This window comes from Enterobacter sp. R-25 (assembly GCF_049913205.1).
GTDB lineage: Bacteria > Pseudomonadota > Gammaproteobacteria > Enterobacterales > Enterobacteriaceae > Enterobacter > Enterobacter ludwigii.
Genome location: NZ_CP183982.1, coordinates 2,748,603 through 2,773,007 on the forward strand (window position 1 = coordinate 2,748,603; position 24,405 = coordinate 2,773,007).

Genomic DNA, 24,405 nt, shown 5'->3' on the forward strand with positions numbered 1-24,405 from the left:
TAAAAAGTCATCACCAGAACAAAAGAAAAATTTCAAAAGTGGAGAACATATTCGAACTCACGTTCTTCTCCACGTAATATTAAATTATTCATTTGCCCACCAACTTCTACATGACCACCAAATGACTCTATTTTTGGGTGTTTAGCGTTCGAATTGCGTCGCTGTTGGTGATTAAACTGCACTTCAATACCTGATAATGGCCCGGTTCGCTACCGCCTACCTTCTCTTTAAGTAAGGAAACAATAATGTTATCCGCTTTTTCAAAATTCTCTGCAGGTAGATTGCTTGCTTCGAGCCATGCGGCAGCGCTGGCCTCTGCATCATCTTTTAAACTCTTACTGTCCACAATCTTACTGATGCAACGATTTTGCACCCAGTTTTCAAAGATTTGTTGTTGAGTAAAAGCACTGACATCAGGCAATGTTTGGGCATAAACAACGGTGGCATTTAACGCTAATGCGAGCAGTAATAAACGTTTCATTTCAGGCTCCAGAATGTTGCATTCGTAGGAATAAACGAACCATTACCGGGTGATCCAAGGAAATGGCAGTCATCCGAGCAAATATTTCCATTCCAGAGTGTTACATGTCCGGTTGCGTCACGCCACCCATGGCCGGTAAAGATAATAATGCCTTGCTTGCCTGAAAATTGTGCTGGTGTAGGAGAGGCAACTGACATATCTGCATGACCCAGAACAGTAGGAAGAAATGCAATCATATCTTTAACGCGGAACATATAGCGTTTTTTGTCATTTCCGGTCACTGTCGCGTATTTGCTATTAGACGGAATAGGTATACCACAATAATTCAAAACATAGCTCATACGAATGGGACAGGCATTTTTAAAAATACCAGCATCGATATTATGCTGAACTTTTCCACCCAATAATTTGCCAACCTGTTCCACATTAACGTTAACTTCTCTGAATCTGTTCCAGGCAGCACCAAAAGCAGGACGCATAGCAGACATTCTTCTTTCTCCATCCTAAGAAGGTCACGTAAAAGTGAGCCCTTTCGGGCCCACTATCATTACGCTTCTTTGTTTTCTTTGATGTTCCAGCCAGCGCTGCTTTCAGCACCTTTACCACCAGCAGTGGTCTGCTCCCAATACTGCTGTTTCACTTTCGCAGCCTGGAATGCATAGGTCACACCAACGGTGTCGCCGTTGTCCGCACCGGTGTACTGAACAGAAGTTACCAGCACATCTTCCAGCGTGATGCGGGTATATTCAACTTGCTGACCACCCGCTTTGCACACGGACAGTTCAACTTTAGTCAGGTGCTTACCGCTTGCGCAGTGTTTGAGAATTGCTGTAGTGGATTTGTCGATCAGAGCGTTAACGTGCAGATCGTTAAAGTTAACTTTACCGGCACCGCCGCCGCCACCAACACTCATATTACCTGGCTGGGAAGCGCCCCAGGAGAAGGAGGTAATATCAGTCCAGCCGGTGTGGTTAGAATCTTTAGATTCGCCCGTAACACCCTCGACCTTCAGAAACATATCAATAGCCATAATATCTACTCTTCGTGGATGAACAATATTGCTTTCGAAAAAGCACTTATATGGCAAACAGGAAAGCATGGGGCTGAATAAAACCGTCCATATTTTACCTCTGCCTCATATCAAATGACCCGTGTCATTTGACAGTCTTGACATTCCCCCTGAATGAAAGGAAAGAATGTGAAGTCTTTACTACTGCGGATTATCCTGAATCCAGGTGCGGTCAGGATTGCCGATAATTAATTGAGGTACAAGTTTATTAAGTTCGTCACTATGATAAAGACGTAGACAGTTTAACGTTACGCCTTTGACATCGGGTTTTATCTCAGAATGAAAGGCATTGGTTGCGCCTTTATATTTATCAATAAGGGCATTAATTTTGTCATTGCCATTTTCAATATCGAAAGGCACCCATTCCAGTAATGCACTACTGCTACGCGCTGCATCCAGAGAAAACTGGCTTTTATCATCTGAAACTTGTGCCAGACAGCGAGAAAAAACAACGTCTTTAACAACTTGCTTATAAGGCATTTTTTTGACAAACATCACCGGATCGTCAGTTGCATAAACAGAGGCGGAACTGGTGAGCAACAGTAGACTGGCAATTATTTTTTTCATGGTAACTCCCAAAAATTGGCTTTGGTCGTCGTGTAATTCGTCTCCGGTGCATTGAAATAACAATGATCCGAACAGGTTAAACCATTCCAGAATGTGGCATGACCTGCGGCGTCACTCCAGCCCTGTACCTCAAACAGAATTACGCCCTTTTTGTTGGCTAATTGTTGAACGGGTAAGGAAGGATAACTCACGACCATGTCAGGTTTACCCCACTGACGCGTCAACCAGGCAATAACATCCTTTACCCGATAGAAGTACCATTTATTATCAGCACCGGATACCGTGAGATTTGCAATACGCGGGACGGGATGCCCGGTATAGTTCAGAACATAACTCATGCGTACGGCACAACTATTTGACCACCCACCCTGATCTTGCGGTATTTCGAAGTTGTGCTTAACCTTGCCGCCGATAATTTGCTTAACTTTGCCGATAGAATCATTTGCATCGTAAATACGTGTTGCCGCCGCCCAGGCAGCAACAAACGAAGGTCTCGCGGTCATATTTCCTCTCACATTTCCATGCTATAAAGCAGGCGCCGGGTAAGGCCTCCCGGCGGCAATCATCATCACGCGTCTTTCGTCTTCAGTGACGGCAGTTTAGAAACCAGACGCAGAGAAACGGTCAGACCTTCCAGCTGGTAGTGTGGACGCAGGAAGAATTTCGCGGCGTAGTAGCCCGGGTTATCTTCAATTTCCTGCACCTGCACTTCGGCAGCCGCCAGCGGTTTACGGGACTTGGTCTCCTGTGAGGAGTTAGCCGGGTCGCCGTCCACATAGTTCATCACCCAGTCGTTCAGCCAGCGTTCCATCTCTTCACGTTCACGGAAGGAGCCAATTTTGTCGCGCACGATGCACTTCAGGTAGTGGGCAAAGCGGCAGCAGGCGAACAGGTACGGCAGACGGGATGCCAGACGCGCGTTAGCGGTCGCATCTGGGTCGTGGTACTCAGCCGGTTTCTGCAGAGACTGCGCGCCGATGAAAGCGGCAAAGTCAGAGTTTTTGCGGTGAACCAGCGGCATAAAGCCGTTCTTCGCCAGCTCGGCTTCACGACGATCGCTGATGGCGATCTCGGTCGGGCATTTCATGTCCACGCCGCCGTCGTCGCTCGGGAAGGTGTGACATGGCAGGTTTTCAACCGCCCCGCCGGACTCCACGCCGCGGATTGAAGTGCACCAACCGTACTCTTTAAAGGAGCGGTTGATGTTGGCAGCCATGGCATACGCGGCGTTCGCCCAGGAGTAGCTGTTGTGGTTCGCGCCATCGGTCTGCTCTTCGAAATCGAAGCTGTCGACCGGGTTAGTGCGAATACCGTACGGCAGGCGCGACAGGAAGCGCGGCATCACCAGGCCAAGGTAGCGTGCATCTTCGGATTCACGCAGTGAACGCCACGCGGCATACTCGGTGTTCTGGAAGATTTTGGTCAGGTCGCGCGGGTTCGCGAGTTCCTGCCAGGACTCCATCTGCATCACGCCCGGTGCGGTACCGGTGATAAACGGACAGTGGGCCGCCGAGCCGATACGCGCCATCTCGCCCAGCAGTTCAACGTCCTGCGGACTGTGGTCGAAGTAGTAGTCGCCGACGATGCAGCCAAACGGTTCGCCACCAAACTGACCGTACTCCTGCTCGTAGATTTTCTTGAAGATTGGGCTCTGGTCCCAGCCCACGCCCTTAAAGCGTTTCAGGGTACGACCCAGCTCCTGCTTGGAGATGCTCATAAAGCGGATCTTCAGCATCTCGTCGGTTTCAGTGTTGTTCACCAGGTAGCTCAGACCGCGCCAGGCGCTCTCCAGCTTCTGGAACTCTTCATGGTGAATAATCTGGTTCACCTGCTGAGACAGCTGCTCGTCGATACCGGCAATCAGGTTCTGAATGGTGCGGTAGGTGTCACTGGAGAAGGTAACGGTATTTTCCAGCGCCTGCTGCGCCAGCGTTTTTACCGCACTTTCCACCGCGGAGCGCGCCTGATCGGTTTTCGGGCGGAACTCTTTGTTCAGCAGCGCGCTGAATTCATCCTGGCTGAACGCCTGACCACTCTGCTGCTCGTGTTGTTGAGTCTGGTTGCTCATCGATTATTCCTCGCTACCTTTCGCACTTTCGTCATTTTTCGGCAACTGGCTCAGAGATTTGAGCAGCGTCGGATCCTGCAGAATTTTAGCGATCAGCTCTTCCGCGCCGTTTTTGCCATCCATATAGGTCAGCAGGTTGGAGAGTTGAGTACGTGCTTCCAGCAGCTTGTTCAACGGCTCAACCTTGCGGGCTACCGCGTCCGGCAGGAAGTCGTCCATGCTGTCGAAAGTCAGATCAACGTTGAGCTTACCTTCGCCGGTCAGCGTGTTATCCACCTGGAACGCCACGCGAGGTTTCAGCGCTTTCATGCGCTCGTCAAAGTTATCAATGTCGATTTCGAGGAATTTACGCTCGTCGACTGCCGGCAGGTTTTCCACCGGTTTGCCGACCAGATCGGCCATGACGCCCATCACAAACGGCAGCTGAATTTTACGTTCTGCACCGTAGATCTCTACGTCGTACTCGATCTGCACGCGGGGGGCACGGTTACGTGCGATGAATTTCTGCCCACTGTTACTCATTGCCATGATGTTCTCCATCAAAGATGCGCGGTGAAGGTGAAACGGCAGGCTCCATGCCTGTCGTCATAATGCCAGGACGCGTTATTCGCGGCGTCCAAAGATGTTTTCCAGTTGGTTAACGCCGTCTGGCGCCAGGTCGCGAATAATGTCCATAAAGTTAAGTTCTGACAGCCGCTGCACCCGTTCAATCATCAACGGTGCGGGGTGGCTCGGTTCGTACTGCGCAAAATACTGTTTGGCTTTCTCCAGCATCAGCTGTGCATCGGCGCGGCTGGTGACCTGCACGCTGCGCCAGTCTGTAACCTGCTGAACGGGTTGTGCGACCGCCGGTTGAGGTTCAGCGCTGAGCTCAGCCTGTGCCTCCCGGTTGGGCAGCAGCTTGCTGATGTCGGTCACCTGGCAGGCGCTGGCGACCAGCCCGACGGTTTTCAGCAGCTGTTCCATCTCCGGAACGCCGCTTTCACCAAGATGGCCGGTGAGCAACTCACGAATGGCCAGCAGCCGTTCGTTAATCACTATCACCGCCGACGTGCCCGGCTGATCGCCGCGGGCCAGCTCGTCAATCAGTCTTGGACGGCCACCGGGGTAATCCGGACATTCGGTTTTACTGCCATCCAGCAGTGCCTGAGCGTCGCGAAGTGAAATTTCATCGCCATTTGATCGCAGCAGTGAGGCGTTACGCACGGCGACGGTCAGGTCAGACTTATCACTCAGCCCGGCCAGGGCGTTAATGCGGTAAAACGGGTCGGTTTCGCCATACTCTTCCAGCAGCGGATAGAGCGGCTCCCAGTAACGCGTGATCGCTTCCTGCACCAGTAACAGCCCGTCGGCATAGCCCGCAAGGCCGCGGCGACGTGTCCATGCATGCGTTAACGCCAGCATGACGCGCAGATCTTTGGTGCGGCTCAGCAGGCTGGTGGCGAATTTTTCCACCGTATTCCAGTCAGCAGGTTCTGCCGGAATGATGGTGTCGCCAAACTGCTGCTCTGCTTTGCCCTGGCTGGCCTGATTCATGAGCTGGAAATCAGCGTCATACTCCAGGTTTTCGCCACAGGGCTTGTCGGGGCTTATTGGCGCGAGAAATTCTTCGATATTCATAAGATCCCTGCTTATTCAAACATAGGCGGATAGAGACCGTGACGGCCCGGGCGGGCGCCACCTGCCGGGTCGAACAGCAGCGTAAAGAGCTGCCCGGTGAAGTTCCCGCTGTGAACATGGGTGTAGAGCGGGTAGCCGTCGCAGCGGTTGGTCCACCAGTAGCTGGTCTGGCGAAGCGGGTCAAAGCACTCTGCTGCCTGAGGCCAGCCCAGCGTGCTCTGGCCGTCTTCGTCATAACCAATCACGTCGAGAATATCTGAGCGCTTTTGCGGCTCGACGGGCTGCGGTGCCGGAATGGACATCAACATGTCATCGAGCTGTGAGGCAGAAAAACTGTTACGTACCGCATGCAGGCCCAGACGGCCAATCTGCTGATACCAGCTTTCAGCCTGACTGAGCAGACGTGATGACCAGTCCGCGGGGGCAAAGCTGAGCTGAATGCAGACCGGATATTGTCGACCAACGCTGTCACGTCCCGGCAGCAGGCAGCCCATCTGAATCATCTGGCTGCCCAGCATCGGCGGTACGACAAAATTCCAGACCGGCGCTTTGTTAAACGGGCGCTCACCGCTGCGCTGCTCTTCCTGCTGCCAGGCCAGCAGGCCGACCTGGAACCAGTGTGACCACTGGCGTTGCAGGGTGTCAGGAAAGCGACGCTGCAAAAAATCTCCGGCGCTGGGCAGTTTGCCATACCAGCTGTAGCGGTTCATCGCAGGGGTATTCGTCATACGGCTGTCCTTGCGGTTATGGGCATGAGAAACGGGGAAGCTGGAACGGGTTACGAATACTGTTTGGCGCAAATTCCAGCGTAACCTGATGTCCGTCTACGTTAAAGGTCGCCTGGCGACTCAGACTTCCCGCCCCGGGGCTGGTACGCGCTTTATCGAAAAAGCGGTTCAGCGCCCAGGAACCGTTCGTCACCAGCGTAGCCGTGCTGCCATTAGCCAGACCCAGCTGCATACGCACCTGGTTAGTCCCGCCCGGCCCCGGCCAGTTCATGATCTGCACAGCCTGTGGACCGTGGCTGTAGCGCAGCAGTTGACCGTCAACATCCAGCGTCAGGTTAAGGATTGTGTTATCCATTCTGACGGTGCGCACCGTCACTTTGTAAGATGGCGTGGTGGCACCGTTAGCAAAGAAAGCATCGCGAATGGACTGCGCCTGCTGGAACGGTCTCAGGAGCCCTTCACTTCCCGGCAGCGTTTTTCCATCAATGCCCGGCATAAAGCGCCAGTTCGCCTGCGTGGTATCAACTTTATTGGTCAGGTTGTCACGAAAGAAGGTGTCCATCAGCCCGGTGCCTGGCGCAAACATGCGCGCGAGATCGTCCGGCGTGACCTCCGTACTGGCGCTGCGCACCAGCGGGTAACGGCCAGCGATTGCCTGACGGCAGAAACCACCGACTTCGACGTTAATCCGCTTACGCACGTTTTCGAGGTCGCGACGCTGGGTATCACTGCTGGCCCCCACCGCCATATTGCTGAACATGGTTTGCAGACCGCCCGGCAGACGACCGGCACTGGCCTGCAGACGGCTAATCGCCTCGCCTCCCGGAGCAGGCATGCCGCTGTTGGCCGCGTCCTGAACGGCAGTCAGGTAGCGGTAAAGTTCATCAACCTGCTTGAGAAAATCATCAAAGACGATGGTCTTCCCGCCTTTCTCCAGCGGCTGCGCCAGCTCAATCATTGGAGCATAGTGATCGGTTACCAGCTGTTCAGGTGCCTGAGTGACCACCGCGGCCTGCGTCGGGGCATTGTCATTATTACTGAATAACGCTTCGAGCGTGCGGGTGGCACGGTTGCTTTGCGCTTGCGCTTTACCGGCATCATCCGGGGCTGGCGCATTACGTGAAAGCGTCAGGACCTGGCTCAGGTTCAGCACCAGACGGCGCAGCGGCGAGTTTGCCCCGGAGAGCAGACGCGCGGTATTGATGCGCTGGGAGAGATCGGCGCTGTTATTAAGCTGAATGTCGGCGAGGAAGCGCTCCCAGTTGGCGATAAAGTCGCGCATGTAGAGCTGACGCACGGCGTTATCGATCTGCTGTTTATCTTCCTGGGCTGAGGTCGCCCCCAGCACCCACGCATCGTCTTCATGCAGAGCAGTGGTGACGCTGTCAATCTGGCCGTTGAAGCTTTTCCAGTAACCGTCCGGAGTATAAAGACCCGGTACGCCTTCACTCACCGGCTTGCCGCTTTTGCGTGAAAACACCAGCTCGCTCTGCGGACCGCCCAGGTCGGAGAGCGATACCGGTTTCAGGTTTTCATCATGCTCCAGCAGACGCTTCAGACGACCATACACCCGGGTGGAAAGCGGCTGCTGGTTGATTAGCGCCCTTTCACGCGCGACCAGGGATTCATCCTGCGCGTACGGCGAGGCCTGAATTTTCGGCTCAAGCAGCTGTGTCAGGTGCCACTCAAGCTGCTGAAGCTGCGCCTGAGTCACGTTCTGCGGCAGGTTGCGCTGCAGATTAAGCATCACCCAGGAGTGCAGGAATTTGCCGTCATAGTGCTTCGGCTGATAGAGCATCTGGTAGGCCTTCAGCGCTTCATAGCTGTATTCCACATCGCTGCCGTTATCGTTGCGCAGCCAGGTGGTGATGTGCATCGCCACGGCAGGGAGCAGCATCTGGTCCAGCGCTTTCTGGTACAGAGACTGCGATGCATCGCTGACGTCATCCCCACGATAGAGCCCCATACGGCGTGAGACAGGCGGATCGTTAACATCAAACGCGTCACTTTTCGGCAGATCGACCAGGCCATTCAGCAAGGGCAGAAGGTCAAACAGATCGCGCTGAGGCTGATTCTGCAGCGCCTTGCTCTGCTGATCCAGCAGCGGCACCTTTGCGTCCACCTCTTCCAGATAAGCCTTGTTCCTGGCATAGCTGGTCAGCCACAGTCCACCGAGGATCACCAGCAGGGCCAGCAGCGCCGCATAGCCGGACCAAATGACGGCGCGGTTACGCAGTTCCCACCAGCGGTTTTCCCCGGCGATGCCGGCTTCCTGGAAAATGACGTTTTGCAGCAGGTTCTTGATGAAGAAGCTCTGCCCTTTCGCCCCCGGAATCGGAGCCTCTTTGCTGACGGAGTCCCAGCGATTTCCCTCTTCACCTTCCGGCAAGGAGAGCGCACGGTTTAGTTCACCCATCACCCGGTCAAACGGCATACCTTCCTGGGTACCACTGGCGAAATAGATCCCGCGCGGGGAGAATTCGGTTTCAAAGTTAGAGCGGGCAAAGACCGTGCTCAGGTAGTCAGCCAGCAGCGGACGCAGTGCGGCAAACTCCTGCGGGAAGAGATACGCTTCCGCGCGCGCTTTTGCATCATGCTCCTGCAGCAGGGTTTCCGGCAGTCCGGCATCCAGGCGCTGCTGTAAGAGGGAAAATTCCTGCTGGAAGTTACCCATCAGGTCGTAATCAGCGTGTTTGGTTTGCTCCCACGGCAGCGTGAAGCCCCAGATCTGGTCGCGCTGCGCTTTGTCATAATCGGCAAACCAGGCACGGAAGCCTTTAAGCAGGTCAGCTTTGGTCACCATGACATACACCGGGAAGCGAATACCCAGCTGCTCATGAAGCTCAGAGAGACGCTGGCGCAGGTTGACCGCCTGCTGGCGTGACGCTTCAGGCGAGAGCGTCAGCAGGTCAGAAATGCTGATGGTAATAATCACACCGTTGATCGGCTGGCGACGGCGATACTTACGCAGTAACCCCATAAACTCAAGCCATTCACCGGCGTCCTGAACCTGTTCGCTCTCCTGGGTGGTATAGCGACCCGCGGTGTCCAGCAGTACGGCTTCGTTGGTGAACCACCAGTCGCAGTTACGCGTGCCGCCGATCCCGCGCAGCGCGGTCTTACCGAAACGGTCGGCCAGCGGGAATTGCAGTCCGGAATTGACCAGCGCCGTGGTTTTACCGCTGCCCGGTGCGCCGATGATGACGTACCACGGCAGTTGATACAGATATTGCGTGCTAAAGCGCTGCGTCCACTGGGCACCCTGTCCCGCTTTGCTGAAGTGCGCTTTTTTCAGCATCTGTGCGGCTTCGTCAAAACGGCTGGCGAGGATCTGCTCCTCGTTGTTCAGTCGCTTCTGCGGATCCGCTGCTTCCGGGCTGGTGGTGTTCTCATTGAGTTTGTCCATCAGCTTGCGGTTCAGCCAGGCATTGTACAGCCGCGGCAGAATGTGGCCCTGCGCCCAGAGCAGATAAACCACCGCAATACTGATGATGCGGTTCTGTTCAGATTCGAGCGGTCGGGTGTCCACGATGGACAACAATGGGCCAATCATCCAGATAACCGCCGCAAGCGCAGTGACGCCCAGGAAGCTCCACAGAATGCGATTGGTCAAAATGGAAAGAAGAGTAGTCAGCATCCTTAGTTTCCTTGCGGCAATCCGTTCAGCTCAGCCTGGGTATTTTCAGGCGACACCAGCAGAGTAATTTCCACCCGGCGGTTACGGGCACGGTTTTCCGGCGTATTGTTAGGTGCCACTGGATTAATCTCGCCGCGGCCTTCCGCTTTCACACGTTCAGGTTGAGAGAGGCTTCCCTGCAGCATTTTCTGAACTGACCGGGCACGTTCCAGCGACAGTTCATAGTTAGAGGCAAAGCGCGCGCTGCGAATTGGCACGTTGTCGCTGTAGCCCACCACCAGAATTTTACCGCTGACGTTATTCATGGCCTGTGCAATACGGTTTATCACCGGCTCATAACGGTCACGTACCACGGTTGAGGCGGAAGCAAACAGGCCGTCCCCTTTCAGGATCACCACGCTACGGTCGGCTTCATCTTTTACCGCAACCAGACCGGCTTCAATTTCCGGCTTCAGGAAACCACGCAGGTTCAGCACCGCAGGCAGCTGGCGGGCAGGTTGCTGGATAGTCGTTTCGGGAAGCTGTGACTGATAAATTTTTGCTAATACCGGGTTGGTGTTATCGCCAAGCCGCCAGTTAAGCACGATATAGAACAGGCAGGCGATAAACCCGGCCAGCGCCACACAGGCCCACAGAGGTACCATGGGTCGCCATAGCTTGCGCAGTACCGGACGATCTTCCGGATGCGGAGAGAGCTGTGGCGGGTAACTGCCACGCACGCCGCGAATCATCTGCCACAGCCGTTGCTTGATGGTTTCAAGCTGGGTGCGGCCATTATCCAGCACCCGATAGCGCCCCTCGAAGCCGAGCAGCAGGCAGTAGTTGATCATCTCCAGCAGCAGAATATGTTCGCGCGGGTTTTGCGACAGACGCGCCAGCAGCTGGAAGAACTTTTCGCCGCCCCAGGTTTCGTTATGAAACGTCACCAGCAGACCATTGCTGGACCAGACGCCGCTGCTGCCCCAGGGGGTGAGCGCGGCAGCCTCATCAAGTGCCGTACACAGGCAGTAACGTGCCCCGACGATCACCTCATAGGCCAGACCGGCCTGCTGACAGCGCACTTCGAACCGGCGGATCTCATCGATCAGGCGCTGGCGCAACGCCACCTGATCGTCATGTGATACCGAATGACGGATTTGCGGAATCGCATTGAGCAGCGGATTGGCGGCCGCCACCAGCTGATTGTTGCTACTGGCTCCGGTAAACGCGGCATCACTGCCGGTATCCTGTCGTTCCTGCATATTAAGCGCTCGCTTTATTATTCAGTCGGGCTACGGATGGCCCAAAACTCCATATCAAGTCCCGGGAACTCGCCTGCGAGATGCAGGGCGAAAGCGCCGGACTTATCCATCTCGTGCCACAGCTCGCTCCCCTTCTCCAGCTCGAAGTAGCTGTAGCCTGCATGCCAGGGGATCTGCGGCGGTGCGACCGGCATGGCGCGCAGCATAATGCCAGGCAGTTGCAGCTGAACCAGATCGCGAATTTTCGAGACCGGTGCCACTTTCATCTGGGCAGGGAAATGGGTTTGCAGGTGTTCGCCCGGCACGTTGGCTTTGACCGCCAGCACGAAGCCGAACTCACGCACCATGCTGGTTTCCGGCACGGTCGCGATGTTCAGACCGTGGGAACGCTCGTTAAGCGGCAGCTGAATGGCATGGTCTTCCATCACCAGAGACAGCCCCTGACGCAGCAGCATCATCAGTTTGCTGAAGCAACCCGCGAGGTCGTCGTGATCGTAAATTGGCAGCACGCTTTCAGCGGTACGCTGAGACGCCCAGGTGGCGAGCTCGGTCGCAAACGGCAGCCAGCTGCGCCAGAGTGTTTCCGGATGCAGCAGCGGAAGCGTTTTTAAATGCGAAACCTCGCCCAGATGACGGTTCACCAGTGAGAGCAGCGTGAATTCAATCAGTTCCGAGGTATTGAAGCGGCCAGGCTGGCGCAGACGACCGCCAATTTGCTGGCTGCGCTGCACCAGTAAGCCGTGCAGATCGTTAATCATGCTGTAGATCTGCGGGCTGTTATTGGCGTTCAGCATCGGCGGAATGTAGCTGCTATCGAGACGCACGTGGTTATCGTTGCGTTTCTCGGTCACAAACGCCACGCCGATAGCGGTCCACTCTGCCGTTACATCTTTTTCCAGCATCAGGGTCAGACGCAGGCGGCCAAACTGTACGGTGGCATCGCCTACCGACATGGCGTTGTCGTCTTCCACCTCTTGCTCAAAGGCGATGAAGCGCGCCAGCGAGGCCGGCTCTTCACTGAAGATCACCTCTTCTCTCTCTCCACGGCGAACCGGCAGGGCGAGCACCACCTTTTCATTGGTGAGATTGTCAGGGATTTTCAGCGGCACCGGACCATTGCGGCCGTTGCGCACCTGGAAAAAGGTTCCGTCAGGCAGCAGCCCGCTGCAGTAGCTCAGGGCAATGCATCCCTGGCGCAGCATCGCTTCGTCCAGCTCAACGTCGAGAAAGCCCCAAAGGTATGAACGCTGCAGCGCACCCCATTCACGAACGTGGTTGAGCAGATAGCTTTCAGTCCGCTGAAAATGGTGTGGGCGCAGGAACATGCCTTCGGTCCAGACGACCTTTTCTGCTTTCGTCATGATGATGTAATTCCTGTTATGAAGCGCGTTACTGGCTGATGACCCGGATGCCATTCACGTCGAGAAACACGTTGGCCTGGAGTTCATCCGCTGACCATTTCCAGAACTGGTAGATATGGTTTTCGCCTGGCACAGGCAGAGGGAGTGAAACGCGCCATTTTTTGCCATCCAGCATCTGATATTCCGCCATCACACCAATGTAGCGGGCGTCGGGAGAGCTCTGTCCACTCAGGGTTTTCGAGAGCTGACCCGGCATCAGGAAGAAAACATCGCTGTTCAGCAGATTCGCGCCAAGCGTGGCTGACGCGTTGTTCTGCAGGGAATAGAAGTCACTGGACATGAAATCCGCATCGGATTTCAGCAACAGCACTCTGACTTTTAGCGGCGCAGATTCATTGATTTGTGGATGAGCCTGAAACTGCAGATTGTAGCGGGAAGGGTCGCTGTGTGAAGACGACGTACAACCACTGACAAGGACGAAAATCGCCGCGTAAAAGACGGACCACAACCAATGAAAATTTTTATTATTCATAAAAATACGCTCAGGGACGCGGTTTAGTTCAGGATCCAGGTACCGTTAGCGCTGTCTTTGCAGGCTTTGCTGTTACCGTCCACATCAACACATGTTGCCTTCTTACGCACTTTCGCACGCTGGGCCTGCTTACGGACGGTCGCTTCGTACTGATCGGCTTTGATCACTGCGCGCATCGGGACGTAGCCAATCAGCTGATCATTTCCCTCATCGGCAAGCGCCATCCAGTAGTGCTCAACCTGACCCAGGACCACATACGTTTTACCGGTTTCCAGGGTACGGATAACCTTTCCGCCAAAGTCAGGACGGCTCATCAGCGAGGCCGGATACATGGCACGATACGGCTCATTGAGCTGAGTAAACTCTGCTGGAGGTAAAACAGCATGACGGTGGGTTAACGTGACGCCATTGACCTGGCTGGTCACGATCGTGTCGTCGTTGATCACAGGTTTCTGCGGCGCTTTACAGCCCGCCACCGCCATTACAAACAGAAGTGAAAACAGTACGCGCATTTTCATATGCTTTTCCGTAGCGATATTTCGATGATGGAGATAAAGGGGATGAAGTTTGACTTAGGTGCTATTGTTAAAATAGTCAGTATATTTTCGGGGCGTTACTATTTAAGGGCATAGCTACCGCACGAGCCCTTCAGAATAAGGCCCAGCGTCTTCCTGACATATTTTGACAAACGGTAAGCAAGTTTACATGAGCTTGCCACCAATTCAATATTTACCGCTTCATAACTGATGGTTAATGAAGCACTCGAGACATTATAGGATTAATCTGAGAAAAAAATACGATTTAGCTAAAATCGTCTATTCCCCTCAAGCCAAAATCACATATCCATCTGATTTAAAATGAAATTCCACAAAAGAGAATCACTTTCATTAACGCAATAACCCTATTACTGCTACTACCATAATTAGTAGAATCTGGCTTTATGCGGGGCGAAGAAAATATATCCAATATGAATTATTTGTTGCATTATCGAGATAACTTTCAATTTCAGCCAGACCTGTCTCAATATATGAAATTGTTTCAGGGAAACTGAGAAAAGTTAATTTTACACCTCAAAATAAGTTTGTCTTTTAATCTCCCTTTCGGATTTAATCTGGTAATTTTCCGCTATTAACAATTAAGCACAGCTACATATTCCTGGTTAAAGCGACGATTAATTTGCACCGATTCCTCCTGCCTGCAGGGGTCTTCGTCGCCCTGCCCTTCAGCCACCTTCATCTGAAATTTAACGCTGACTTCATCATCGCTTCGCTTTCGCCATAGCGCAGAGTGAACAGGTGATAGATAAGATTTATTATAAAAATGATAAAATTTCGTTATAATTTCTTTAAAAGTTTACACCGATTAGCATGTAAGCCACTGTAAAATATCGCCATTAAATTCAATGCATTTAACTTTGCTCTGGCCTCTGGTAACAGACGCCATCATTGTTTTCGCTTATTGGCAAACCCGGTGGTTTATAGGCGCAGGTGATGTCATGACCGCACAAGTCAGGAGTTGGTATGAATAAGAAAAGACGCTCAGTTCCCGGTATCAGGCACTATGACGGCCCAGCCGGTGGCTGGGGGGCGTTAAAGGCGACGGCCATTGCGGTACGTACCCAAATGGATACGCTGGATGCCCCCGCAACCCTGCTGCGCACAAACCAGCCTGACGGTTTTGACTGCCCTGGCTGTGCGTGGCCCGATAAAGAACACAAATCCACGTTCCAGTTCTGTGAGAACGGGGCGAAAGCCGTCACCTGGGAAGCCACCAATAAACGCGTCACCACGGATTTTCTCGCCAAAAACAGCGTGTCCTCGCTGCTGGCTAAATCTGACTTTGAGCTTGAAGGTTATGGTCGTCTGACCCATCCCCTGCGCTATGACCGGGCAAGTGATACCTTCCAGCCAGTGGAATGGGACGACGCTTTCCAGCGTATCGGTGAGGTGCTGCGCGGGCTTAAGCCTGACCAGGTCGAATTTTATACCTCCGGCAGAGCCTCGAACGAAGCAGCGTATCTGTTCCAGCTGTTCGCCCGCGAATACGGTACCAATAACTTCCCCGACTGCTCGAATATGTGCCATGAAGCCACCAGCGTCGGTTTACCCCGTTCCATTGGTATCGGGAAAGGGACCGTCTCACTTGATGACTTCGATAAAACGGAGCTGGTTATCTCCATGGGTCATAACCCTGGTACCAACCATCCGCGGATGATGGGCACGCTGCATGAGCTGGCTCGCCGCAACGTACCGATTATCGTCTTTAATCCCCTGCGCGAGCGCGCGCTGGAACGTTTCGCGGATCCGCAAAGCGTTATTGAGATGGCAACCTACAGCTCTACCGATATCGCCTCCACCTATTTCCAGGTGAAAGCCGGGGGCGATGCCGCTGCGTTAAAAGGGATCGCAAAACACCTGCTGGAGATGGAGAACGAACGCGGAAACGTGCTCGATCGCGCCTTTATTGCTGAACACACCCAGGGCGTTGAGGCGTTTGCTGCGGACATTGCGCAAACCGACTGGGAGGCCATTGAGCGTGAGTCCGGGTTGAGCCGGGCAGCGCTCAAATCCGTGGCCGAGGCCTACGCAAAATCGAATGCCACCATCATCACCTACGGGATGGGCATCACCCAGCATAATAAAGGCACCGCGAATGTCCGCCTGATCGCTGATCTGTTGCTGCTGCGCGGTAACATTGGCAAACCCGGCGCGGGGATATGCCCACTGCGCGGCCACTCGAACGTTCAGGGTAACCGCACCGTGGGTATAAGCGAGAAACCGACACCGGCATTTCTCAACCGCCTGAAGGAGGTATTCGGTTTTGAGCCTCCTGCCCACCACGGCCATGATGCGGTGCAGGCAACGCAGGCCATGATCGACGGACGTGCAAAAGCGCTGATCTGTCTGGGGGGAAATTTTGCGGTAGCGATGCCCGATCACGAGAACGGTTTTCCGGCAATGAATACGCTGGATCTGAGCGTGCACATCGGTACCAAGCTCAACCGCACCCATTTGCTGGTGGGGAAAGAGACCTTCATTTTACCGTGCCTCGGTCGTACCGAGCTGGATGTCCAGGCCACCGGACGCCAGTCCATTACCGTGGAAGACTCGATGTCGATGGTGCATGCCTCTTCCGGCAAGCTGAAACCCGCCTCTCCGCGCCTGCGCGCTGAGCCGGCCATTGTCGCCGGAATGGCGCAAGCCACCCTGCGGGAGACCCGCGTGGACTGGATGACGCTGGTTGAGGATTATGACCGTATCCGCAACCTGATTGAGCAGACCATTCCGGGCTTCGAGAATTACAATGAACGGATCCGCATTCCCGGTGGTTTTCGCATGCCGCTGCCGCCCACAGAACGCATCTGGCCAACGGCGACGGGCAAAGCGATGTTTTCGGTTTTCGACGGCGTCAATGAGAACGCCAGTGGTGAAGGCGATAATGTGCTGCGCCTGATCACGCTGCGCAGCCACGACCAGTACAACACCACCATTTACGCCCTTGATGACCGCTACCGCGGCGTCTTTGGCCGTCGCGATGTGCTGTTTATGAATGAAGACGATATGGCGCAGTCAGGCCTGGAGCATGGCGATCGCGTGGATATCGAAACCGCCCTGCCGGGGAGCGTTCAGCGTCTGGAAGACATTACCGTTGTGGCCTACAGCATTGCGCCGGGTTCCGTCGGAGCCTACTACCCGGAGGCCAACGTACTGGTTCCGCTTGATTATCTGGATAAGGACAGCGGTACGCCGTCTTATAAATCGGTTCCGGTCCGCCTCATCCTACGTTCGAAAGAGATCCGCGTGCTGTAAGGCTTTCCGCGCAGAGAAATACGATGGATATAAAACAGTTAAAGTACTTAATCGCACTCGATCAGACCCGGCATTTTGGTAAAGCAGCCTCGCAGTGCAACATCACCCAGCCGACCCTCTCCATGCGTATTCGCAGCCTGGAAGAGGAGCTGGGGCTGGTGCTGATTACTCGCGGGCAACGTTTTGAAGGCTTTACGCCCGAAGGCGAACGCATTCTGGCATGGGCGCGCGCGGTACTGGCCGCTCACGACGGCCTGCAGGCCGAAGCCTCGCTGTGCAAAGGGCAAGTGGTGGGTGAATTGCGTCTGGGAATGGTGCCACTGGCCAGCGTGGATCCGATGATCTTCATCCGCCAGCTGACGCAAAAATACCCGGAGCTGACCTACAGCCTCTACTCAATGTCCTCGCAACAAATTGCCGACGGCGTCAGCCGGAATCAGCTTGAACTGGGGATTTGCTACCTGAACAGCATCGACACCCGTCCGTTTGACATTATCCAGCTGCCAAAAACCGAAATGGGTTTGCTGCACGATATCCGCCATTTCCAGCTGGATCAGGAGACGCTGACCTGGCAGGAACTGATGGCATTTCCGCTGGGGTTTCTGACCAAGGGGATGCATTATCGTGAGCATATGGAGGTGAGCTTTAAATCTGCCGGCATTAATCCCGAGTCTGTCTTCGAAAGCGATTCCACTTTCCAGATCATTCAGGCGGTACAAAGCGGCGTCTGCTGTGCCGTGATGCCGCTGAACAACGGGCTGGAGAACCTGAACAACCACTTCCGGATAACCCCCATAACCGACTCGAACATCGAAGCCCCGATCGGCCTGATCATGCGTCGACAGGCCCCCGTCTCCTCACTGGCACTGCGCTGTTTCACCGACGCGCAGGCGCTTTATCTTGCAGAGAACAACGGTAGTGAGTGAGGTCATGTGATAACGCGTCAGTCGAGCAACACCGAATAAGACTGACGCGTCACCACACTGAACCCGCCGATCAGCACCGCCTTGCAAACGTCCCGGTATTGCGGGGCATTCACCAGCGTGTTCAGCGCATCACGGATAGCGCTAAGCGTTTCAGGGGATGTGTTGTGCGCGGTAATCAGCGGTAACCCGGGTGTCAGGGGAGTACTGTCGATCGCCGCCAGCCCGTCGAGCAACGCCGGTTCATGACGCTGCAGTAACGCGTACGTCACGCAGTCGATAGCGGCGATATCGCCCTTACCCTCTTTTAGATCAATCAGCGACTGACGATGGCTGCCGCTAAAGGTCGTCCGGGCAAAATAATGGCCATCGGGTGCAAGTGGCGCCACTTTTTTTCGCAGCGCGTGATAACCGGACTGCGAATCCGCAGAATTGCATACCGCCCATCGGCCGCGAAAATCAGCCAGTGTCCGGGAGCGCTTCTGGGCGCGCGTCACCAGAAGGCTACGGTAATAAAACGCTTCGCAGCCCGGCGCCTGGTAGTGAAAACAGCCCACGACCTGTACGTCCGGCAATTGCGTCATCAGCGGGTAGCCGCAGGTCTGGCTGAGGACAAGCCCGGGCTGCTGCCAGTGGGCCAGCAGAGAATCATCGGGTACGCCTTCGCTCACCGGCACGCCGCGTTCGGCAAGCAGGTGCTGTACCGCTCGCCAGAGGGCATCCGTGTCGGCGCGATTGATGGCATACATCGGAAACGCCAGCGGGTTACTCATGACTTCCCTCGTGTTGACGCCCTGGGTGAGCGGTGACGTTGACCGCCCGCCCCCAAAACTGTCGCATCCATTCACTATAACCCCTGACCACAAAACCATGGTTACGCTTCTGGTACGCCGCCCGGTTTTGCAGATAGACGCTTTTTAGCCCATACCACGGAACACCCGGTAAATCGTGATGGACTGAATGGTAGTTAAGATTTAAAAACAGCACCCGCCAGAACAGCCCTGCTTCGTTGATGACAGAACGCGCCAGCGGATCATCCGCCGCGCGATGTTCATAAAAGGAGCGCACTTTGGTCAACGCCAGCGCCGGATAACTTACCGCCAGCACAAACCAGACGGGTGAGAAACCGTTGTGCATCATCCAGGCAAACAGCGCTGCCAGCAGCGACGCGTGGACGAGCCACATTGCCATTGCGCGCAGGTGAAAATGGCGAAACGCCGTCACGGCGCTGGCCAGCGTCTGCAGGATATCCAGCAGCGGTGCCAGCAACAGCCGGCCGCAGAAGGTATTTCGTGCATGGATCACGCGCTTGTGCCAGGGCGAAAAGCGTGCCCAGCTCTCCTCGGTAAAATAGTACGACTCCGGGTCATCCACCGGGATCGTCAGGCTATCGTGGCGATGATGGGCAAGATGAGAGTCCCGGTACAGACCATACGGATACCACACCGCCAGCGGAAGCGTGCCAAACAGCGCGTTAAGCCAGGCAAACCGCGTGGGATGGCCGTGGATCAGTTCATGCTGGAGTGACATATACCAGGTGGTAAATCCGATGAGCAGCAGCGTGGCGGGCAGCAATCCCAGCGTTTTCCAGTACGCCAGCGTTGCAAACCAGCCACTGTAAAGGGTGATGATAACGATCCACGTGGGCAGTTCGCTTCGCCACAAAAACCCCGAGGCGCGGTGATGAATTTGATCGCGTTGTTGCGGATGTAAATAGAGGGAGCTTCGTTTACCCATGCCTTCAGACGCCGTTTCGCCAGAGAGAATGCCCTGACGATCGGGGAAAACGCCTGAAATAACAAAGAACTTATATCGCTTTGCTTTGCCAGAAACGCGGGCAGCGCGAGATATCCCTCTCGTTCGTAGCTTGACTTATTTTGCAATAAAGGTACTTTTCAGGACATGAAGAAGATCCTGATTATCGTCCCTGACGGCGGCATGCTGTTTGAAGCCGCCGGTATCGCAGACATTCTGATGCAGGCGAACCGGCTGCATCCGGAAGGCCTAGCCCATCCCTGTTACCGCATTATCATCGCCACCACCCAGCCTCACCAGGTGATCCACGGCCAGTCCGGCCTCAATCTGCTGGCGGATTATCGCCTGCCGGAGCTGGATCCGCGTGAACCGCTTGATACGATTATTATCACCGGCCGCGGAATGAACGAGCAGGAGAGCACGGCGGTGGTGGACTGGCTGCACCTGGCTGCGCCACACGCGCGGCGGATAGCCTCCATTTGCGGCGGCGCGATGCTGCTGGCCCAGACCGGCCTGCTTGATGGACGCCGGGCAACCACCCACTGGCGGCTGCTGGAGACCCTGCAAACCCAGTACCCGGCCATCCATGTGGAAGGTGGCCCGCTGTATATTCAGGACGGTCCCATCTGGACCTCCGGTGGGGTTAGCTCCGGGTTTGATTTGACCCTGGCGCTGGTGGAAGACGATTACGGTTTTACTCTCGCTCGCGAGGTGGCGCAGGATATGGTGATGTATCTGCGCCGCCCCGGCGGGCAGCTGCAGTTCAGTCGCTATAATCTTCAGCAGCCAGGCACCTCCGGCCCGATAAGCGACCTGCAAACCTGGATCCTGGAGAACCTGACCGCTGACCTGTGCGTGGAAAATCTGGCGCAAAAAGCGGCGATGAGCCCACGCAATTTCACCCGTGTGTTCACCCGTGAAACAGGCGCCTCTCCGGCGCGTTATGTCACCGAAGCACGCCTTGCCGCCGCCCGGCAACTGCTTGAACAGACCAGCGACCCTCTCGAACGCATTGCTGAGCAGAGCGGGTTTGGCAGCAGCATCAATTTGCGTCGCGTCTTTGAGAAACAACTCCACCTCACGCCTGGCGAGTATCGTCAGCGCTTCCACTGTCGCAAAATGGCATAATGTGATCCTTTTTTGTCGTTTACGCCATCCAGCCTGACGCCTACAGTGACGCCAGACAACAGAGATAAGGAGTGCACTATGGTTAAGGTCGGCATTAACGGTTTCGGCCGTATCGGACGTAATTTCCTGCGCGCGGCGCTGGGTAACCCGGATGTGCAGATTGTGGCAATTAACGATCTGACGGACAGCAAAACCCTCGCCCATCTGCTCAAACATGATTCCCTTCTCGGCACGCTGCCGGCTCCCGTTGAAGCCGCGGACGGTGCGCTGCAGGTCGATGGCCAGCGGATCGTCGTCTTTAGCGAACGCGATCCGGCGAATATCGCGTGGCGTGATGCCGGCGTTGACGTGGTTATAGAAGCCACAGGCTTCTTTACGGAGCGGGAAAAAGCAGCCGTGCATATCACGCACGGTGGGGCTAAGCGCGTCATCATCTCTGCCCCCGGCAAAAACGATGACCTGACGGTGGTCATGGGCGTCAACCATGAACAGTACGATCCGGCTCAGCATTACGTAGTGAGTAACGGCAGTTGTACGACCAATGGTCTGGCCCCCGCCGCTCAGGTTTTGCATCAGCAGTTCGGTATTGAGCATGGCCTGATGAACACCACGCACGCTTATACCAACAGTCAGGCACTGCACGATCAGCCAGAGAAGGATCTGCGCGGTGCACGTGCGGCAGCGCTGTCGATTGTGCCTTACTCCAGCGGTGCGGCGAAAGCGCTGGGGAAAGTGATCCCCTCACTTGACGGTAAACTGACCGGGTATTCCCTGCGCGTGCCGGTTCCGGTGGTGTCGATTGTGGATTTGACGGTAACCCTGAACCGTGACGTTACCGCCGAGGAGGTGAATGACGCCTTCCGGAAAGCCGCTGCCAGTGGCCCCCTGAAAGGCATTCTGGGTTACAGCGATGAACCGCTGGTTTCCAGTGATTATCAGGGCGACCCGCGCTCGTCAATTATCGACGGGCTCTCCACCCTCGTGATTGGCGGCAAAATGGTGAAGATCCTGGCGTGGTATGACAACGAGTGGGGATTCTCAAACCGTCTGGTGGATCTGGCGGTGCTGATGGATAAGAAAGGGTTGTAACCTTCCCCCCGTTCCCACTCTGAGTGGGTGTCGCTGCCCGGTAGCCTTTCGCTGACCGGGCACGCGCTCGTCACTCTGCTTTGACTTTCACGCCCATAAACACAATTACCATGGCCGTCACCAGCAGGAAACCGCTGCCCGCGAAGACGCCGCTGGCACCGTTGAGGTCGAATACCGCCCCGCCCACTGCCGCACCGGCGCTTATCGCCAGCTGGATAGAGGCCACCAGCAAACCACCCGCACTTTCGGCTTCATCCGGCACGGTGGTGGCAAGCCACGTTGACCAGCCCACCGGTACCAGACCAAACGCAAAGCCCCACAGCGCGACCAGTAACCCGTCCAGCATCGCCAGATGACCAAACGCCACCATGGTGAGAGCAAGCACGCCCATCGCGAACGGTACCAGTGCCAGCGTCAGGCGCAGATTACGCGCCAGCAGATGCCCGGCGACGGAGGTGCCGATGAAGTTGGCAATCCCAAAGCCCAGCAGGATCAGCGAGATGCTCTCCACGCTCGCCTGCCCCACCGTTTCAAGGAACGGACGCAGGTAGGTAAAGAAGGCAAAGTGGCCGCTGAAGATAAGAATGGTCGCCAGCATGCCGCCAATCATCCCCGGACGACGCAGCACGCGGAACAGCGTACTCAGGCTACCGCTGCTTTCCGGCTTCATGGACGGCAGTACCCAGAGCTGCCACAGCAGCGCCAGCATGCTCGGCAGAATGCAGAGAATAAAGACGTTACGCCAGCCAATCAGGCTACCCAGATAGCTTCCCAGCGGCGCCGCCACCACCGTCGCAATCGAGACGCTGGAGAAGATCACCGCCAGCGCTTTCGGCACTTTATCGGCAGGCACCAGGCGCATCGCCGTGGCGGTCGACATCGCCCAGAATCCCCCGATCGCCACACCCAACAACAGCCGGCCCATCAGCAGGACGTGCAGCGTGGGCGCAAAGGCCACCAGCAGGCTGGAGATGATCTGCAGCACCGAGAAGAACATCAATACCCAGCGACGGTCGATATTTTTGGTGGCCGGCGTGATGAGCAACCCGGTGACCAGCGCCACCAGCGCAGTGGCCGTCACCGCTTGTCCGGCCATCCCCTCGGACACCCCCAGACTCGCGGCCATCGGCGTCAGCAAACTGGCGGGCAGGAATTCTGCTGTGATCAGGCCGAATACGCCGAGCCCCAGTGAGTAGACGGCTCGCCAGGCGGGTTTTGCAGGCGTGACCGCCTCTCTCGCCACGACACATGAATTCATCTGTTGTTCTCCCGTTATAAAAATGTGACAACTGTCGCAAAAGCATAGTGGGTTCACCCTGGACGATCTATGACATATAATCTCCACTTATTGATTATTCGTCCGGAGTTGCGTCATGACCGCTCAGTCACCCGATTTGATTAGCGAACTTTTGCGGGGCATGCGCCTGTCGGGCGTGAAATACCGTCGGATTGAGGCCAGCGCGCCGTTTGGCGTGGCGTTTCACCAGGCGCCCGGCAAAGCCCAGTTCCATTTTGTCAGCCACGGTAGCGCCCTGTTGCGTATGGAGAGTGGCGCCACCTTCACGCTGAATGGCGGCGACGCCCTTTTTATCCCAAACGGCAACGCCCATGCCCTGCTCTCTGACGAGCACGCCAGCATTACCCCGGTCAGTGCATTCCCCAGCGAGCCTATCTGCGGTTCGGTCTGCGCGATCACCTGTGAGCCGTGTCCGGAAAGCGAGAACACCATCATTTTCAGTGGATGCATGGATTTTGAACTGGGTGGGATGCAGCCGCTGATCAAGGCGATGCCGGAAGTGATGATGGTGAGCCGGCTGATGTCCACATGGCCGGAAATTCATCCGCTGCTGGCAGCGATGGAGCGGGAATCAATGACCCGCCAGGCCGGTTTCGCCGGGATCCTCGCGCGACTTGCCGACGTGGTGGCCGCGTTGATCGTGCGTGGCTGGGTTGAAGGAGGCTGCGGCAAAGCTACCGGCTGGGTGCAGGTATTGCGCGACCCGCGTTTGAGCCGGGCCATTTACGCCATGCATCAGCAGCCAGGCCTGAACTGGAGCGTGGCGGATCTGGCGAAAGAAGCGGGCACTTCCCGCTCCGTGTTTGCTGAACGTTTTCTGGCGGCCACGGGAACCACACCGGCAAAATATCTCAGCGAACTGAGGATGCGGCTGGCCATTCAGTACATCCGCCACGAAAATCAGCCCATTGAAACCGTCGCGTTGCGTCTGGGGTACGGTTCACTGGCCGCGTTCAGTCGGGCATTTAAGCGCATTATTGGGCATGCGCCGGGCACGTTGCGCGAGACCAACCAGACCCCGGAAGAGGTCTGAGCCAGGCGTTAGCGCTGCGTATTTTTTGCCAGTCGCCTTTCGCGATTTAATTATGGGGCGTGCTAAG

The 24,405-nt window shown here is 55.6% G+C and carries 22 protein-coding genes; 5 read left to right on the forward strand and 17 right to left on the reverse strand.

The window, feature by feature from the left end:
* Positions 1-127: 127 nt before the first annotated feature.
* The 14 genes from ACN9MQ_RS13180 to ACN9MQ_RS13245 form a co-directional block, all read right to left on the reverse strand.
* Positions 128-481: a T6SS amidase immunity protein Tai4 family protein gene (locus tag ACN9MQ_RS13180; protein WP_151712400.1), complete on the reverse strand. Its 354-nt coding sequence runs from the start codon at positions 479-481 to the stop codon at positions 128-130.
* Entirely contained in the window at positions 478-969 is a 492-nt protein-coding gene (locus ACN9MQ_RS13185; RefSeq protein WP_020883461.1) for a type VI secretion system amidase effector protein Tae4, read from the reverse strand. Before ACN9MQ_RS13185 ends, ACN9MQ_RS13180 begins: the two co-directional genes overlap by 4 nt.
* A gap of 59 nt (positions 970-1,028) precedes the next feature.
* Entirely contained in the window at positions 1,029-1,511 is a 483-nt protein-coding gene (locus ACN9MQ_RS13190) for an Hcp family type VI secretion system effector (protein ID WP_014884229.1), read from the reverse strand.
* Between the two features lie 180 nt (positions 1,512-1,691).
* Positions 1,692-2,117: a T6SS amidase immunity protein Tai4 family protein gene (locus tag ACN9MQ_RS13195; protein WP_047955751.1), complete on the reverse strand. Its 426-nt coding sequence runs from the start codon at positions 2,115-2,117 to the stop codon at positions 1,692-1,694.
* The gene (locus tag ACN9MQ_RS13200) at positions 2,114-2,620 is read right to left on the reverse strand and encodes a type VI secretion system amidase effector protein Tae4 (RefSeq protein WP_020883459.1); all 507 of its coding nucleotides are present in this window, start codon (positions 2,618-2,620) and stop codon (positions 2,114-2,116) included. Before ACN9MQ_RS13200 ends, ACN9MQ_RS13195 begins: the two co-directional genes overlap by 4 nt.
* Before the next feature lie 65 nt (positions 2,621-2,685).
* Positions 2,686-4,185, reverse strand: coding sequence for a type VI secretion system contractile sheath large subunit (tssC, locus tag ACN9MQ_RS13205; protein ID WP_014170549.1), 1,500 nt, complete (start codon positions 4,183-4,185; stop codon positions 2,686-2,688).
* A 3-nt stretch (positions 4,186-4,188) separates the two neighbouring features.
* Positions 4,189-4,713, reverse strand: a complete 525-nt coding sequence (gene tssB / locus ACN9MQ_RS13210; protein WP_008502644.1) for a type VI secretion system contractile sheath small subunit — start codon at positions 4,711-4,713, stop codon at positions 4,189-4,191.
* Positions 4,714-4,788: 75 nt separating this feature from the next.
* Complete coding sequence (gene tssA, locus ACN9MQ_RS13215) at positions 4,789-5,805, reverse strand: type VI secretion system protein TssA (RefSeq protein WP_020883458.1); 1,017 nt, start codon at positions 5,803-5,805, stop codon at positions 4,789-4,791.
* Positions 5,806-5,816: 11 nt separating this feature from the next.
* A complete protein-coding gene (gene tagF, locus ACN9MQ_RS13220; protein ID WP_020883457.1) occupies positions 5,817-6,533 on the reverse strand; it encodes a type VI secretion system-associated protein TagF in 717 nt (238 codons plus the stop codon).
* A 16-nt stretch (positions 6,534-6,549) separates the two neighbouring features.
* Positions 6,550-10,170: a type VI secretion system membrane subunit TssM gene (tssM, locus tag ACN9MQ_RS13225; protein ID WP_221716816.1), complete on the reverse strand. Its 3,621-nt coding sequence runs from the start codon at positions 10,168-10,170 to the stop codon at positions 6,550-6,552.
* 2 nt (positions 10,171-10,172) lie between these two features.
* Positions 10,173-11,411: a DotU family type VI secretion system protein gene (locus tag ACN9MQ_RS13230; RefSeq protein ID WP_020883455.1), complete on the reverse strand. Its 1,239-nt coding sequence runs from the start codon at positions 11,409-11,411 to the stop codon at positions 10,173-10,175.
* Between the two features lie 17 nt (positions 11,412-11,428).
* Positions 11,429-12,772, reverse strand: coding sequence for a type VI secretion system baseplate subunit TssK (gene tssK, locus ACN9MQ_RS13235; protein WP_020883454.1), 1,344 nt, complete (start codon positions 12,770-12,772; stop codon positions 11,429-11,431).
* A 28-nt stretch (positions 12,773-12,800) separates the two neighbouring features.
* Positions 12,801-13,304, reverse strand: coding sequence for a type VI secretion system lipoprotein TssJ (gene tssJ / locus ACN9MQ_RS13240; protein WP_426262634.1), 504 nt, complete (start codon positions 13,302-13,304; stop codon positions 12,801-12,803).
* Positions 13,305-13,327: 23 nt separating this feature from the next.
* A complete protein-coding gene (locus ACN9MQ_RS13245; protein ID WP_014170557.1) occupies positions 13,328-13,822 on the reverse strand; it encodes a hypothetical protein in 495 nt (164 codons plus the stop codon).
* A gap of 1,002 nt (positions 13,823-14,824) precedes the next feature.
* On the opposite strand from ACN9MQ_RS13245, the gene ACN9MQ_RS13250 reads away from it, so the two are divergent.
* Positions 14,825-17,113, forward strand: a complete 2,289-nt coding sequence (locus ACN9MQ_RS13250) for an FdhF/YdeP family oxidoreductase (protein ID WP_426262635.1) — start codon at positions 14,825-14,827, stop codon at positions 17,111-17,113.
* Between the two features lie 23 nt (positions 17,114-17,136).
* Positions 17,137-18,039 carry a LysR family transcriptional regulator gene (locus ACN9MQ_RS13255; RefSeq protein ID WP_153852550.1) on the forward strand — a complete coding sequence of 301 codons (903 nt, stop codon included), beginning with the start codon at positions 17,137-17,139 and terminating at the stop codon, positions 18,037-18,039.
* A gap of 17 nt (positions 18,040-18,056) precedes the next feature.
* On the opposite strand, the gene ACN9MQ_RS13260 is transcribed toward ACN9MQ_RS13255, so the two are convergent.
* Positions 18,057-18,809 (reverse strand): phosphate/phosphite/phosphonate ABC transporter substrate-binding protein, encoded by a 753-nt coding sequence (locus ACN9MQ_RS13260; protein ID WP_153852551.1) that lies wholly within the window; start codon positions 18,807-18,809, stop codon positions 18,057-18,059.
* Positions 18,802-19,773 (reverse strand): fatty acid desaturase, encoded by a 972-nt coding sequence (locus ACN9MQ_RS13265; RefSeq protein WP_426262636.1) that lies wholly within the window; start codon positions 19,771-19,773, stop codon positions 18,802-18,804. The genes ACN9MQ_RS13260 and ACN9MQ_RS13265 overlap by 8 nt, the downstream gene beginning before the upstream one ends.
* A gap of 165 nt (positions 19,774-19,938) precedes the next feature.
* Here ACN9MQ_RS13265 and ACN9MQ_RS13270 point away from each other — a divergent pair, with 165 nt between their 5' ends.
* On the forward strand, positions 19,939-20,919 hold the full coding sequence (locus ACN9MQ_RS13270) for a GlxA family transcriptional regulator (protein WP_014170563.1): 981 nt from the start codon (positions 19,939-19,941) through the stop codon (positions 20,917-20,919).
* Positions 20,920-20,997: 78 nt separating this feature from the next.
* Positions 20,998-22,008, forward strand: a complete 1,011-nt coding sequence (gene gap, locus ACN9MQ_RS13275; RefSeq protein ID WP_426262637.1) for a type I glyceraldehyde-3-phosphate dehydrogenase — start codon at positions 20,998-21,000, stop codon at positions 22,006-22,008.
* Between the two features lie 70 nt (positions 22,009-22,078).
* Here gap and ACN9MQ_RS13280 read toward each other — a convergent pair whose 3' ends face one another.
* Positions 22,079-23,266 carry an MFS transporter gene (locus tag ACN9MQ_RS13280; protein WP_032678410.1) on the reverse strand — a complete coding sequence of 396 codons (1,188 nt, stop codon included), beginning with the start codon at positions 23,264-23,266 and terminating at the stop codon, positions 22,079-22,081.
* A gap of 115 nt (positions 23,267-23,381) precedes the next feature.
* Here ACN9MQ_RS13280 and ACN9MQ_RS13285 point away from each other — a divergent pair, with 115 nt between their 5' ends.
* On the forward strand, positions 23,382-24,338 hold the full coding sequence (locus tag ACN9MQ_RS13285) for an AraC family transcriptional regulator (protein WP_182269112.1): 957 nt from the start codon (positions 23,382-23,384) through the stop codon (positions 24,336-24,338).
* Positions 24,339-24,405 lie beyond the last annotated feature (67 nt).